Annotated in this window: 14 protein-coding genes; 8 read left to right on the top strand and 6 right to left on the bottom strand. The window is 65.7% G+C overall.

The features are described 5' to 3' along the window. Nucleotides 1-52: 52 nt before the first annotated feature. Nucleotides 53-1,318, top strand: coding sequence for a D-amino acid dehydrogenase (locus tag ACVJ19_RS42400; protein WP_453955010.1), 1,266 nt, complete (start codon nucleotides 53-55; stop codon nucleotides 1,316-1,318). A 116-nt stretch (nucleotides 1,319-1,434) separates the two neighbouring features. On the opposite strand, the gene ACVJ19_RS42395 is transcribed toward ACVJ19_RS42400, so the two are convergent. Both ACVJ19_RS42395 and ACVJ19_RS42390 read right to left on the bottom strand, forming a co-directional pair. Beyond that, nucleotides 1,435-2,079 carry a helix-turn-helix domain-containing protein gene (locus ACVJ19_RS42395; protein ID WP_453955009.1) on the bottom strand — a complete coding sequence of 215 codons (645 nt, stop codon included), beginning with the start codon at nucleotides 2,077-2,079 and terminating at the stop codon, nucleotides 1,435-1,437. Nucleotides 2,080-2,098: 19 nt separating this feature from the next. Next, nucleotides 2,099-2,236 carry a hypothetical protein gene (locus ACVJ19_RS42390; RefSeq protein ID WP_453955007.1) on the bottom strand — a complete coding sequence of 46 codons (138 nt, stop codon included), beginning with the start codon at nucleotides 2,234-2,236 and terminating at the stop codon, nucleotides 2,099-2,101. Nucleotides 2,237-2,260: 24 nt separating this feature from the next. On the opposite strand from ACVJ19_RS42390, the gene ACVJ19_RS42385 reads away from it, so the two are divergent. Genes ACVJ19_RS42385 through ACVJ19_RS42370 form a run of 4 tightly spaced genes read left to right on the top strand, consistent with a single transcriptional unit; the run spans nucleotide 2,261 to nucleotide 5,729 of the window. After that, complete coding sequence (locus ACVJ19_RS42385) at nucleotides 2,261-3,019, top strand: ABC transporter substrate-binding protein (protein ID WP_453955006.1); 759 nt, start codon at nucleotides 2,261-2,263, stop codon at nucleotides 3,017-3,019. A 32-nt stretch (nucleotides 3,020-3,051) separates the two neighbouring features. Further along, entirely contained in the window at nucleotides 3,052-3,705 is a 654-nt protein-coding gene (locus ACVJ19_RS42380) for an amino acid ABC transporter permease (protein WP_135165066.1), read from the top strand. Beyond that, a complete protein-coding gene (locus tag ACVJ19_RS42375; RefSeq protein ID WP_211406609.1) occupies nucleotides 3,702-4,433 on the top strand; it encodes an amino acid ABC transporter ATP-binding protein in 732 nt (243 codons plus the stop codon). Before ACVJ19_RS42380 ends, ACVJ19_RS42375 begins: the two co-directional genes overlap by 4 nt. 12 nt (nucleotides 4,434-4,445) lie before the next feature. Then, nucleotides 4,446-5,729 (top strand): NAD(P)/FAD-dependent oxidoreductase, encoded by a 1,284-nt coding sequence (locus ACVJ19_RS42370; protein ID WP_453955003.1) that lies wholly within the window; start codon nucleotides 4,446-4,448, stop codon nucleotides 5,727-5,729. Nucleotides 5,730-5,778: 49 nt separating this feature from the next. On the opposite strand, the gene ACVJ19_RS42365 is transcribed toward ACVJ19_RS42370, so the two are convergent. Both ACVJ19_RS42365 and ACVJ19_RS42360 read right to left on the bottom strand, forming a co-directional pair. Continuing rightward, complete coding sequence (locus ACVJ19_RS42365; RefSeq protein ID WP_453955002.1) at nucleotides 5,779-5,997, bottom strand: hypothetical protein; 219 nt, start codon at nucleotides 5,995-5,997, stop codon at nucleotides 5,779-5,781. A gap of 193 nt (nucleotides 5,998-6,190) precedes the next feature. Continuing rightward, nucleotides 6,191-7,780, bottom strand: coding sequence for a gamma-glutamyltransferase family protein (locus tag ACVJ19_RS42360; protein WP_453955000.1), 1,590 nt, complete (start codon nucleotides 7,778-7,780; stop codon nucleotides 6,191-6,193). A gap of 116 nt (nucleotides 7,781-7,896) precedes the next feature. On the opposite strand from ACVJ19_RS42360, the gene ACVJ19_RS42355 reads away from it, so the two are divergent. After that, entirely contained in the window at nucleotides 7,897-8,670 is a 774-nt protein-coding gene (locus ACVJ19_RS42355) for an enoyl-CoA hydratase-related protein (protein ID WP_453954999.1), read from the top strand. An 87-nt stretch (nucleotides 8,671-8,757) separates the two neighbouring features. Here ACVJ19_RS42355 and ACVJ19_RS42350 read toward each other — a convergent pair whose 3' ends face one another. Together ACVJ19_RS42350 and ACVJ19_RS42345 are read right to left on the bottom strand one after the other, a co-directional pair. Further along, nucleotides 8,758-8,934, bottom strand: a complete 177-nt coding sequence (locus ACVJ19_RS42350) for a hypothetical protein (RefSeq protein WP_453954997.1) — start codon at nucleotides 8,932-8,934, stop codon at nucleotides 8,758-8,760. Nucleotides 8,935-8,944: 10 nt separating this feature from the next. Next, entirely contained in the window at nucleotides 8,945-9,178 is a 234-nt protein-coding gene (locus ACVJ19_RS42345) for a DUF6894 family protein (protein ID WP_183245921.1), read from the bottom strand. Nucleotides 9,179-9,377: 199 nt separating this feature from the next. Between ACVJ19_RS42345 and ACVJ19_RS42340 the strand changes: the two genes are divergently transcribed. Both ACVJ19_RS42340 and ACVJ19_RS42335 read left to right on the top strand, forming a co-directional pair. After that, complete coding sequence (locus ACVJ19_RS42340; protein WP_453954996.1) at nucleotides 9,378-11,450, top strand: PQQ-dependent sugar dehydrogenase; 2,073 nt, start codon at nucleotides 9,378-9,380, stop codon at nucleotides 11,448-11,450. Beyond that, nucleotides 11,407-12,345, top strand: a complete 939-nt coding sequence (locus ACVJ19_RS42335) for an SMP-30/gluconolactonase/LRE family protein (protein WP_453954995.1) — start codon at nucleotides 11,407-11,409, stop codon at nucleotides 12,343-12,345. Before ACVJ19_RS42340 ends, ACVJ19_RS42335 begins: the two co-directional genes overlap by 44 nt. The last annotated feature ends 131 nt before the right edge of the window (nucleotides 12,346-12,476 follow it).

Raw genomic sequence — 12,476 nt, 5'->3', positions numbered from 1 at the left:
CGAGTTGTTTCCTTGCAGCGGCGAGCGTGATGCCGCGGGAGTTTGACGAAGCGTGAAAGTTCTGATCCTCGGCAGCGGTGTCATCGGTGTCACCTCTGCCTACTACCTCGCACGTGCCGGCCACGACGTGACGGTCGTCGATCGTCAGCCCGAGCCGGCACTGGAGACCTCTTTCGCCAATGCCGGCGAGGTGTCGCCCGGCTATTCCTCGCCCTGGGCCGGTCCCGGCGTGCCGGTGAAGGCGGTCAAGTGGCTCTTGATGAAGCACGGCCCGCTGGTGATCCGGCCGAAGCTCGACCCAGTCATGTGGGTCTGGCTGCTCAAGATGCTGCGCAACTGCACCAGTGAGCGCTATGCGGTCAACAAGAGCCGGATGATCCCGATCGCGGAATACAGCCGCGACTGCCTGCGCGATCTGCGTCGCGACATCGGCATCCAGTATGATGAGCGGTCGCAGGGCACGCTGCAGCTGTTCCGCTACCAGTCCCAGCTCGACGGCACGGCTGAGGACATCGCCGTGCTCAAGCAATATGGCGTGCCCTTCGAGGTGCTGAGCCGCGAGGGCTGCATCGCGGTCGAGCCGGCGCTCGGCGGCGTGAAGGAGAAGTTCGCCGGCGGGCTTCGCCTGCCGCAGGACGAGACCGGCGACTGCCACATGTTCACGCAGGCGCTGGCCAAGCATGCCCAGGCGCTTGGCGTGCGCTTCATGTTCAACACCGGCATCGATCGCATCGTCACCGACGGTGCGCGCGTCAGCGGCGTTGCGACCAGTGCCGGCCTGTTGCAGGCAGATAGCTACGTGCTCGCGCTCGGCAGCTGGTCGCCGCGGCTCGTCGCGCCGCTCGGCATCTCGCTGCCGGTCTATCCGGTGAAGGGCTATTCGATCACGGTGCCGATCAAGGACGCCTCCGGCGCGCCGGAATCGACCGTGATGGACGAGAGCTACAAGGTCGCGATCACCCGCCTCGGCAATCGCATCCGCGTCGGCGGCACTGCCGAAATTTCCGGCTATTCGAGCAAGCTGTATGACGCCCGCCGCGCCACGCTCGATCATTCCCTGACCGACCTGTTCCCGCGCGGCGGCGACCTGTCCAAGGCGACGTTCTGGAGCGGCCTGCGTCCGATGACGCCGGACGGCCCGCCCGTGATCGGCCCGACCCACTACGCCAACCTCCACCTCAACACCGGCCACGGCACGCTCGGCTGGACCATGTCCTGCGGTTCGGGACGCGTGCTCGCCGACATGGTGTCGGGCAAGAAGCCGGACATCGATGTGAGCGCGCTGTCGGTGGAGCGGTACAAGTATCGGTTTGGGTGATTGACGCTGTCATTCCGGGGCGCCTCGAAGAGGCGAACCCGGAATCTCGAGATTCTCAGGTGCGCAATTGCGCACCATAGTTCGGCTCTTGCGAGCCGCCCCGGAATGACCGTGAGCTACCCCGCTCCCGTCACGCAATTCACCCACAACACCACGGCCTTCGCATCCTGCGCCGGATTGGAAAACCGGTGCGGCCTTCGGCTTGCAAATCGAAAGCTGTCGCCGGTCTTCAGCGACCACGTCTCGCTGTCCACCGTCAGCATCATCTCGCCTTCGAGCACCAGGCCGGCCTCTTCGCCGTCGTGGGTGTAGAGCTCATCGCCGGTGGAGCCGCCGGGCTCCAGATGCACCAGGAACAGATTGAGCCGGTTGTCGGCGCTGGCCGGGCTCAGCAACTGCTTCGATACGCCGGTGCGCCAGAGCTTCAGCTCGGGGCGCTGCAGGCCGCGGGTCACCACCTGGTCGGATGCGCCATCGGCGCTCGGGCTCGCGCCGAACAGCGCGGCGATGCCGACGCCGAGCACGTCGGCGAGCGTCGCCAGCACGCGCAGCGACGGCGACGACAGGCCGCGCTCGATCTGGCTGAGGAAGCCGATCGACAGCTCCGTTTGTGCCGCGACCGTCTCCAGCGAGAATTGCCTGACGCGCCGGAGGTCGCGGATGCGGCGGCCGACCGCGACGTCCATCGCAGGCTCGGCCGGCTTGGCGACGGCCTTGGCTTTCACCTTCCTGGCCGGCTTTGCGGCGGCCGGTTTGCGCATTCTTTTGCCACCGCTCACGTCAAACCGCTTCCTTCATGTGCATGAAAACCGCTTGCATCACCTGCAAAAGTGTGACCAAATTTTCATATTGGTGAAAATAGGCCGAAACGGCTTGGCCCGCAACGTCTGCGATCAAGACATCCGCGAGCGCCGCCATGGGCCGGACCCAAAGGGGGATGTGATGAAGCGTTTTGTTCAGGCCGCCGTTGCGGCGCTCGCGCTGTTTGCCGCCGTGCCCGGCTCGGCGCAGCAGGTGCTGAAGGTCGGCTCGACGCCGACAGGCATTCCCTTCACCTTCCTCGACACCAAGACCAACACCATCCAGGGCATCATGGTCGATATCATCACCGAGGTCGGCAAGGACGCCGGCCTCAACGTGCAGATCGAGCCGATGGCGTTCTCGGCGCTGATCCCGTCGCTGACCTCGAGCAAGATCGACATCATCGCGGCTGCGATGTTCATCACCGCGCCGCGCAAGGAGGTCGTCGACTTCTCCGACCCGATCTACAGCTATGGTGAAGGCCTCGTGGTGCCGAAGACCGACACCAAGGCTTACACCACCCAGGAAGACCTGAAGGGCGAGACCGTCGGTGCCCAGGTCGGCACCGCCTTCGTCGATGCGCTGAAGAAGTCCGGCCTGTTCGCGGACGTCAAGGCCTACGACACCATTCCGGACATCCTGCGCGACGTGAACACCGGCCGTCTCAAGGCCGGCTATGCCGACTATCCGATCCTTGCCTACAATCTGAAGCAGGGTGGTTTTCCCGAGGTTCGTCTCGTCGACGGATACAAGCCGGTCACCGTCGGCTCGGTGGGCATCGGCGTGCGCAAGGGCGAGACCGCGCTGCTCGGCAAGATCAACGCTTCGCTGGCAAAGCTGAAGGCCAACGGCACCATCGACAAGATCCTGGAGAAGTGGGGCCAGAAGGCGCAGGGCTGATTGGAAAGACCTGATCGATCGAAGGCAGCCCGATGAAAGGCTTCTGGCACGACGCCGCCGAGTTCTTCCCGATCCTGATGAACGGCGTCGCACTGACGATCGTCGTCACCATCGGCTCGCTGCTGCTCTCGACGGTGCTCGGCCTGATCTGGGCGATGATGCGGGTCTCCGGCATCAAGGCGCTGTCGATGCTCAGCGCCAGCCTGATCAACGTGATCCGCGGCATCCCGATCATCGTGCTCCTGTTCTACCTCTACTTCGTGATGCCCGATCTCGGCGTCACGCTGTCGGCCTTGCAAGCCGCCATCCTCGGGCTCGGCATCGCCTATTCGGCCTATCAGGCGGAAAACTTCCGCGCTGGCATCGAGGCCATCGACAAGGGCCAGATCGAGGCAGCGCAGTCGATCGGCATGGGCTGGTGGCTCACAATGCGGCGCGTGGTGCTGCCGCAGGCGGTGCGCATCGTGCTGCCGCCCTACGGCAACGTCATGATCATGATGCTGAAGGACTCCTCGCAGGCCTCGACCATCACGGTCGCCGAGCTTGCGCTGCAGGGCAAGCTGATCGCGTCCTCGACCTTCAAGAACACCAGCGTGTTCACGCTGGTGGCGCTGATGTATCTCACAATGAGCATCCCGCTGATCCTGCTGGTTCGTCATTTCGAGAAGCGGGCCGGCAAGCGATGATCGAGCTGAACGACGTCCACAAGAGTTTTGGCAAGGTCGAGGTGCTCAAGGGCATCACGGCTTCCGTCGAGAAGGGCGAGGTGGTCTGCATCATCGGGCCGTCAGGCTCCGGCAAGTCCACCATCCTGCGCTGCATCAACGGTCTCGAAAGCTACGACCGCGGCGAAATCAGCGTCGAAGGCTTGAAGGTCGACCGCGACGCGCCGTCGATCGTGAATATCCGCACCCAGGTCTCGATGGTGTTCCAGCGCTTCAACCTGTTCCCGCATCGCACCGCGCTGGAGAACGTGGTCGAAGGTCCGCTCTTCGTGAAGAAGGAGCCGCGCGCCCAGGTGCTCGAGCGCGGCCGCGCGCTGCTCGCCCAGGTCGGCCTCGCCGAGAAGGCCGACGCCCATCCGCCGCAGCTCTCCGGCGGCCAGCAGCAGCGGGTCGCGATCGCGCGGGCGCTGGCGATGCAGCCCAAGGCCATCCTGTTCGACGAGCCGACCTCGGCGCTCGATCCTGAACTGGTCGGCGACGTCCTCGGCGTGATGCGCAAGCTCGCCGACGACGGCATGACCATGGTCGTCGTCACCCACGAGATGGGCTTTGCCCGCGACGTCGCCGATCGCGTGCTGTTCATCGACGGCGGCGTCATTGTCGAGCAGGGGCCCGCAAAATCGGTGCTCAATCAACCGCAGCACGCGCGCACGCAGGACTTCTTGCGCCGCGTGCTGCATCCGCTCTGACCGGACTTCGCCATGACGCGCCTGCCTCTGCCGTCCTCGCTCTACGCCGACACCGCCGTTGCGCCGGTCGCGACGCCGCCGCTCGATACGGACAAGAGCGTTTCCGTCGCGATCGTCGGCGGCGGCTACACCGGCTTGTCCACCGCGCTGCATCTCGCCGAGCAGGGCGTCGAGGCGCTGGTGCTGGAGGCGCAGGAGCCGGGATGGGGCGCATCCGGCAACAATGGCGGCCACACCAATCCCGGCCTGAAGCACGACCCCGATCAGATCGAGGCGGATTTCGGCGCCGAGCTCGGCCGCCGCATGATCGAGTTCTCCTACGGCACGACGAACTTCACGCACGATCTGATCCGTCGCTACCAGATTCCCTGCGAGGCGCGACAGAACGGTACGCTGCGCGCGGCCTACAACGGGGCCAGTGCTGCCGCGATCGAGGCGACCGCGCAGCAATGCATCCGCCGCGGCATGCCGGTGACCTATCTGAACCGCGATCAGCTGCGCGAGATGACGGGCACCGACCGCTACATTGGTGCCATGCTGGACACCCGCGGCGGCGATCTGCATCCCCTCAGCTATGCCCGCGGCCTTGCGCGCGCCGCGATTTCGGCAGGCGCGAAAGTTCATGGCGAGACGCCGGCGCTGTCACTGCGCCGCGACGGCAGCCGCTGGCGTATCGAGACGCCGCGCGCGGTCGTGCATGCGGAGAAAGTGCTGCTTGCGACCAACGGCTTCACCGACGATCTCTGGCCGGCGCTCCGCCGCACCATCGTGCCGGTATTTTCCTCGATCGCCGCCACCGCGCCGCTCTCCGACGCGGTCGCCCGCTCCATCATGCCGACGCGCCCCGTGCTCTACGAGAGCGGCCACATCACCGTCTATTATCGCATCGACCAGCAGAACCGCCTGCTGATGGGCGGCCGCGGCCCGATGCGCTGGATCTACTCGCCGCACGACGTCGCCTATCTCATGCGTTATGCGGAGAGGCTGTGGCCCCAGCTCAAGGGCGTCGCCTGGACCCACGGCTGGAACAGCCGGCTCGCCATCACCGGGGATCATTACCCCCATGTGCACGAGCCCGCGGAAAGCGTCCTGATCTCGCTCGGCTGCAACGGCCGCGGCGTTGCGCTCTCGACGGCGATGGGTGCGCAGCTTGCCCGCCGCCTGATCGGCGGCGCCAAGGCCGAGATCGACATGCCCATATCAGGCATCAAGCCGATCCCGATGCACGCGTTCTGGCCGGTCGGCGTGACGACCGCCGTGATCGCGGGCCGCGTGCGGGACCGGCTCGGCCTATGAAGAAGGCGCCGCCCTGTGAGGGGCAGCGCCTTGGGAATTGCAGATGGCGTCAGCAGCGGCCCTGCTTCCACAGTCCGGGCGGGCACCCGTGACCGCGCCAGCCGACCTTGCGCCCATGGTACCATCCGGGCGGCGTGCCATGGTAATGATGGCCCATCGAATGGCCATGACCGTGGCCGTGTCCATGACCGCCCTTGGCCATCACGGGACTGGTGAGTGTGAGGCCAGCTGCAACGATCAGCGACGCGGCGAGCGCAAGTTTCTTCATGTGTCCTCCAGTGGGGGCGAGCGCACTTGTCCGTTCAATGAACGAACGATGTGCAGCTAAGTTCCCTGCAAATGTGGAGGAGTCGTGACGCTCGTAGAGATGCGCAATCGCGCATCGGCTCAACGCGTGCTGGCACATTCTCAGCTGCGACGTGCCCGCAGTTCACCACTGGCACGCCCTCTCGTCAGCGGACTCAGGCCTCCACCACCGCATCGGCCCAGGGCTGGAAGATCTCGACTGCGCCGGAATTGACCTCGCCGTCGCGCATCACCGCGCTCGGGCAGGCGAACTTCTGCGGCAGGGTCTGCACCGGCGCCTCCTTGTAATCGAAGCGCGCCGCGAGAGCCTTACGTGCATCCGCCGGCAGCCGCGTGTCGCCGAGCACGATCGCGCCTTCGCTGCAATCGATGCGCGGCTGGTGGATGGCGGCATCGAGGTCCATGCCGAAATCCATCGCAAAGGACACGAGTTGCATGACCGAAGGCAGGATGCGGCGGCCGCCGGAGGCACCGACCGCAAGGCGCTTGCCGTCCTTGGTCTCGGCGATGACGGGCGTGTAGTTGGTGAGACAGCGCTTGCCGGGGGCCAGCGAGTTAGTGGTGCCCGGCGTTGGATCAAACCACATGATGCCATTGTTCATGGGAATGCCCGTGTGCGGCGTCACATATTTCGAGCCGAAGGACGAGAGCAGCGTTTGCGTCACCGCCGCAATGTTGCCGTCACGATCGACCACGGAGAAATGCGTGGTGCAGGCGGGCGCGAGATATTCGGCGCCGAGCGAGCGCTTGCCGTCGGCATCGCCCATATCCTTGAGCCGCTCGCGATAGGCCGCCTGCAGGGCGAGCGCATACTCGCTGTAGGCGGCCGCATCGGGCTCGCGTCCCGGTCTCAGATTCTGCTGCAGCAGGCGCAGCGCATGCGCCATGGTCGGTCCGGCCGTAAGTTCCGGCGTCGCAAACACCTTGCCGCCGCGATAGGGGATCGCCAGCGGCTCGCGCAGATGGCTGCGGAATGCTGCGAGATCCTCCACCGACAGCGAGCCGCCATCGGCCTTGATGTCGGATGCGATGCTCTTGGCGAGATCGCCTTGATAAAAGTCGCGCGGTCCGGCCTCGGCGAGGTGCAACAGCGTCGCCTTCAAATTGTCCTGCGGCAGCCGTGTCTCAGCCTCGATGCTCCAGGGCGGGCTCGGGGGCAGGCCATCCTTCAAAAACATTGCCGCGCTCGCGGGATAGCGCCGTAGATCTGCGGCCGAACCCGCGATCGTCAGCGTGGTCCACCAGTCAGCCAGCAGACCCTCGCTGGCGAGTGCGACTGCAGGCGCAACCAGGTCTTTCCACGGCATCCTGGCATGGCGACGGTGCGCCTCTTCCATGCCGGCGACCACACCAGGCACCGCGATCGCGGCGGGACCGTGAACGTTGCGATCGTCCTTTACCCGCGGCCACGGGAACAGATCCGAAGCGATGCGGTCTCCGCTGATAGGATAGTCGGCGGCGCGCAGGCTCTGCGGCGCACACATGCCGTAGTCGATCACCTCGTAGCGATTTTCCTTGGCACGGTAGAGCACCATCGCGCCGCCACCGCCGATGCCGCTGTTCCAGGGCTCCAGCACGTTCAGCGCCATCGTGGTCGCAACGATCGCGTCCACGCAGTCGCCGCCTGCCGCCAGCACCTGCGCCCCGACTTCAGCCGCCCGTCGCGACTGCGAGGCGACAATGCCGCCCTTGGACTTGATGGCGGGTTTGCGGACGGTTTGGGCGAGGCTGAACTGGTGAGGCATGATGTCGTCTTGATCCGTGTCTTGCTTCGTTGCGTTGACGTCGACGCTTCGCATTGGCGGAGCGCGCGGACAATGGCACATTGCCGCCAACGAGAACATCCAAAGGGAGACGCGACATGGCAGGTGTGAAACAAGCGCGGGATGGTGCGGTCGGGATTTTGACCCTCGACGAGCCCGCGAGCCTGAACGCGATGACGCCGGACCTGCTCGGCGCGCTCGCCACCGCCATCGCCGAGATGACGCAGGACGAGGACGTGCGTGCCCTGGTCCTGACTGGCGCCGGGCGCGGCTTCTGCTCGGGCCAGAACCTGAAGGCGTCCGAGGCGCTCGGCGAGGACATCGCGGCGGGCGTGATGCGCTTCTACTGGCCGGCCTTCAGGGCACTCCGCGAATGCCGCGTGCCCGTCGTCGTCGCCGTCAACGGGGTTGCGGCAGGCGGCGGCTTCAGCCTTGCGATGGCCGGCGACATCATCGTTGCGGCGCGCTCGGCGAGCTTCATTCAGGTGTTCAGCCGCATCGCGCTGGTGCCTGATCTCGGCTCGACCTGGCTGCTGCCGCGCCTGATCGGCCGGCAGCGCGCGCTCGAGCTGATGCTGCTCAACGAGCCGCTGACGGCCGAGCGCGCCCAGGAGATCGGCCTGGTCCGGCAGGTCGTCCACGACGCGAAGCTGATGGACGAGGCGTTGGTGCTGGCGCGCCGCCTGGCGGAGGGCCCGACGCGCGCTTTGGTCGCAACCCGCGCGCTGGTCGAGGAGAGCGAGCACGCGAGCTACGAGGCGCAGTTCCGCCGCGAGATCGAGCTTCAGGCCGTAATCCGCAAGAGCGCCGATGCCATCGAAGGCCGCACCGCCTTCGTCGAGAAACGCAAGGCGAGGTTTACGGGACGGTGAAGGGCGCTGCCGTCCCCCAAAACGCATCATGGCCGGGGCGAGCCCGGCCATGATGATGAGGAGCTGGAAAGCGGGACGGACCTGCGCTCAGAGCGAGCGGTCCAACCGGCTGGCCTGATATTTGGCGCGCCATTTCGGGCCAGGGCCGCGCATGTAGTGAAGCTCGGGGCGGTAGGGGTTGCCGGCGACCTTCACCAGCGTCTGCCATTTGCTGGCGACGAAGGTCAGGGGCTGGCGGAGCAGGCTCAGTGAAGCGAGTATCATGACATCGACCTCAATGCGGCTTGCCGAGCATGGCGGTGAAGGGGAGATCGAAGATCTCCTCGCCGTCGTCATCGCTGACGTGGATCACCCAGTCGCGCCAGTCTTCGGCACCGGGCGTCTGGATCATCGAGTGCATGATCTGGGCAGCGCGGTCGCGCGCCTCGGTCAGACTGGCGACGGCGGCGCCGTAGCGGTCGATCAGCGTGCCCTCGGTGTTGGAGCAGTGAAAGTAGACCTGGACCATAAGCGCCTCCTGTAGAAAGCGGGACGGCAAATCGATACCACCCCAAGCATTCGCGAAACATTCGGGTCGAGCCCGGTAAGGGAATTTACGGAGATTGGTCGGCACCAAGGTCGTTACAGGTTTAATCACAGGCGAGTGATGACTGGACGTCGCCCAGGCGCCATGGAACAACGTCCCCGGGAAGTCGGGGGGGGCGACCGTGAACCAGTTCACATTCGGGAGCGAACGGCGAAATCTGCGCTTCCTGGCAGCGGTTCTGGCCGTCGCGCTGCTCGGCTTCGCCCCGGCTTCGTCCGAGCCGGTCCGGAAAAGCGGCTACGCGATCGGTACGGATAGCTGCGGCAGCGGCGACCTCGCTTTTCCCAGGATCCAGATCGACATGAAGGCGGGATTTTGCGCCGGCCTCGTCGCCAGCGAAGAGGACCGCCTCAAATTCCCGCGTTCGATCATCCAGGTGCCCGGCCGTGACCTGTTCGTGGTGGCCGACATGGGCGGCTGGGGCCATACCGACGGGCGGCTGCTGCTGCTTGATCCGCGCGCGTCCCAGGGGCAACGCTTCAAGGAGCTGCTGACGGGGCTCGAATACCCGTTCGGCCTCGTCATCGGCCCGGACAGGAAGCTCTATGCCTCGACCGCGGAGGCGATCTTCCGGTTCGATCCGCTCGCGGATAATCCGCGGAGCACGGTCGAGACCATCATCCGCCACATGCCGGGGCGCCGAATCACGCTGCCTGACGGCACGAAGCTCGACGAGAGCGCGCATCCGCTGAAGCAGTTCGTGTTCGATCGCAACGGGCGGCTGTTCGTCAATGTCGGCTCGCACAGCGACGACTGCATCACGCCGGCGCCGATCGCGAAGCCCTGCGCCGCGGCCGAAGGCGGCTCGGCGATGGCCGCGATCTGGTTGTTCACGCCGCCCGCAGGCGGCGTCTTCCCGGCATTGAAGCCTGGCGACCCCGACCCGCCACACACCGTCTACGCGCGTGGCTTGCGCAACTCGATGGCGCTGGCGCTGCACCCGAACTTTCCGGATGCCGGCTACGCCTTCCTGCAAGGCGAGAACGCCCGCGACCTGCCCGACATCTTCAAGCCGAACGAGGAAATCAACGCGATCGAGCCGGGCAAGCACTATGGCTGGCCCTATTGCTACGACCTGTCGACGCCGAGCCCCGAATTCAAGCTCGTGCTGCAATCGGGGATCTACAAAGCGCTCTGCTCAGCCAATGCGCTCTACAAGCCGCCGCTCTCGCTGATGCCGCCGCATGGCGCGCCGCTCGCGATGCTCTACTACCACGGCGCCAAATTTCCGGAGCTGGAGGGCAAGCTGCTGGTGGGCCTGCACGGCTATCGTCCGACCGGCAGCCGCGTTCTCATCTATGATGTCGACGATCACGGCTTTCCCAGGCCGAGCGCTCCGCCGGTGCGCTATCGCGTCAGTTGCGCGGCCGATCCCACGCGCAGTTTCCAGACCGACGCCGGCGAGGTCGCCGCCGCACCGTTCGACGAGCTGATCGCAGGCTGGCACCGCGTCAACGGTGCGCGGCCGCAAGGTGCTCCCGTCGGCATGACGGTTGCGGAGGACGGCGCGATCTGGCTGGTCGAGGACAAGAACCAGACTGTGATCCGGATCGATCGCGCCGCGGGCGATCCGCCTCAGCCGCTGCCCTGCGACACGCGCAGCCAGGCGATGATCGACCAGCTCGCGGCCTTCGTCGCCAGGGATGCACAGAACAGCGTTCGCCTCACCACCTTGCGCAAGGGCCTCGTCGAGAAGTACTGCCTCGGCTGCCATTCCGATTTCGGCCTGAAGGCAGGCCAAACGGACGCGGAGAAGGACAGAGCGGCGCTCCGTTTCATGCTGTCGCAGGACGGCTGGATCTATCCTGGTGATCCCGACGCCGGCAGGCTGCGCACGCGCCTGCGCGGCCTCGGGGCCGAGAAGCTGATGCCGCCGGGCGGCGAGAGCCTGCCCAAGACCGAACCCGGCTACACGCGCCTGCTCGATACCGCGGACCTGCTCGTCGCCAAAATGGTTCCGGGCACGCGGATGCGGATCAAGCCTGGCCCGCCGCAGCGGAAGTTTTTCAGCAAAACCAACAAGGAATGCGGCGAAATACCGGCCGCCAAGGTCGTCGTCGTGACACAAAGGAGCGCTGTAGACAGACCCGGCTTCAGCCGCTTCTTCCGGCCGGCCGATCCCTATCTGAATGGCGAGTGCACCGACGACGATGGCTATTACATCCGGCAGGAATTTCTGGTGCCTGTGCAGTAGCATCCTGCTTGTCGCGACGCCGCCGGCCGCTGCCGAAACAAAACTGTTCGACAGCGTGCAGGTGTCGCCCGCCAGCGAATACACCTTCGGCATCGAAGGGCCCGCCGCCGATCTCGACGGCAATCTGTTCGTCGTCAATCTCGGCAAGCCCGGCACCATCGGCAAATTGCCCGCGGGCGCCGCCGCTTCGGAGCTGTTCACGACCCTCCCCGAAGGCAGCGTCGGCAACGCGATCCGCTTCGATCGCAGCGGCATCATGTTCATCGCCGACTACAAGAAGCACAACATTTTCGCGATCCCGAGGGGCGCGAGCGCGCCCGTCGTCTGGTTTCACTCCGACGAGATGAGCCAGCCCAACGACATCACCATCGCGCGCGATGGCACGATCTATGCGAGCGATCCGAACTGGAAGGGCCGTGAAGGCCACATCTGGCGCATCGCCAAAGCCGCTGACGGTTCTGTGCAGGGGCAGGTGATGTCGGCGCCGCGCGCGATGGGCACCACCAACGGCATTGATCTCAGTCCCGACGGCAAGACGCTCTATGTCGGCGAATCCAGCAGCGGCCAGATCTGGTCCTATGCGATCAGCGGCAACGAGCTCACCGCGGCAAGACTGGTCAAGGCGTTTCAGCCCGACACCATCGACGGCCTGCGCACGGACGTTGCCGGCCGTCTCTATGTCGCGCGCATTCTCAAGGGCACGATCGCGCTGATGAGGCCGACCGGCGCGGTCGAGCGCGAGATCCCGCTGAGGGCCAAGGAGCCGACCAACCTTGCCTTCGGCGGCAGCGACGGCAAGACCGTCTTCGTCACCCAGCGCCAGGGCGGCTTCATCGAGGCCTTCCGCACCGACCAGCAGGGCCGCGAGCACTGCCTCCAGCGCGGCCGCTGTTGAGCCCGAGCCGCTTAAAGGCGGTCTGCTTTCCGTGCGGAGCAGTGTGGCAAGGACGGCATTCTTCTTGCTTGCATCTGGCCGCCGCAGGCATCAAGACATCTGTGGCACTAGAGCGTTTTCGAGCGAAGTGG

It is taken from the genome of Bradyrhizobium sp. USDA 376 (assembly GCF_054063675.1).
This window is presented reverse-complemented; position numbering and strand designations above follow the sequence as displayed.